Below are 1,046 nucleotides of genomic sequence, written 5' to 3' on the forward strand. Positions count from 1 at the left end.
AACCTGCGGCTGGATCACCTCCTTAATCGACGACATCAGCCTGCTGATGAGCTCCCACACGAATTGCTTGATTCATTGTAAAAGACGATCAAGACCCAAAGTTATACCATTAGGTCTGTAGCTCAGTTGGTTAGAGCGCACCCCTGATAAGGGTGAGGTCGGCAGTTCAAATCTGCCCAGACCTACCATTTTTGGTTGGAATGTTGAGCGCCCCATGCCTCTGGATAAAGAGTGGTGAGGACGGCTCTTCTGCAGTTAAAATCTGCCCAGACCTACCATTACATGGTTCAGCCGTAGAATACGGGGCCATAGCTCAGCTGGGAGAGCGCCTGCCTTGCACGCAGGAGGTCAGCGGTTCGATCCCGCTTGGCTCCACCACTTTCTGCGGTAGATGTTGCTCCTGCTCAGAAATTAGAAATGAACATTCGTCGATGAATGTTGATTTCTGACTTTTGTCAGATCGTTCTTTAAAAATTCGGATATGTGATAGATATAGACTGACACGCACTTTCACTGGTGTGTGATCAGGCTAAGGTAAAATTTGTGAGTTCTGCTCTTAACTGAGCGAAATGCGAATTTTCGGCGAATGTCGTCTTCACAGTATAACCAGATTGCTTGGGGTTATATGGTCAAGTGAAGAAGCGCATACGGTGGATGCCTTGGCAGTCAGAGGCGATGAAAGACGTGGTAGCCTGCGATAAGCTTTGGGGAGTCGGCAAACAGACTGTGATCCAGAGATCTCTGAATGGGGGAACCCACTCAGCATAAGCTGAGTATCTTGTACTGAATACATAGGTGCAAGAGGCGAACCAGGGGAACTGAAACATCTAAGTACCCTGAGGAAAAGAAATCAACCGAGATTCCCTTAGTAGTGGCGAGCGAACGGGGACCAGCCCTTAAGTTGATTTGAGATTAGTGGAACGCTCTGGAAAGTGCGGCCATAGTGGGTGATAGCCCCGTACACGAAAATCTCTTATCAATGAAATCGAGTAGGACGGAGCACGAGAAACTTTGTCTGAATATGGGGGGACCATCCTCCAAGGCTA

Annotated in this window: 2 tRNA genes and 1 rRNA gene; all 3 read left to right on the top strand. The window is 48.4% G+C overall.

What is annotated here, in order from left to right:
* The first annotated feature begins 111 nt into the window (after positions 1 to 111).
* Positions 112 to 188, top strand: a tRNA-Ile gene (locus EGJ22_RS25865).
* 114 nt (positions 189 to 302) lie between these two features.
* Positions 303 to 378: transfer RNA gene (locus tag EGJ22_RS25870), tRNA-Ala, on the top strand.
* 249 nt (positions 379 to 627) lie between these two features.
* Positions 628 to 1,046, top strand: a 23S ribosomal RNA gene (locus EGJ22_RS25875); the annotation flags it as partial.

It is taken from the genome of Pseudomonas sp. p99-361, assembly GCF_003935475.1.
Taxonomy (GTDB): Bacteria; Pseudomonadota; Gammaproteobacteria; order Pseudomonadales; family Pseudomonadaceae; genus Aquipseudomonas; species Aquipseudomonas juntendi.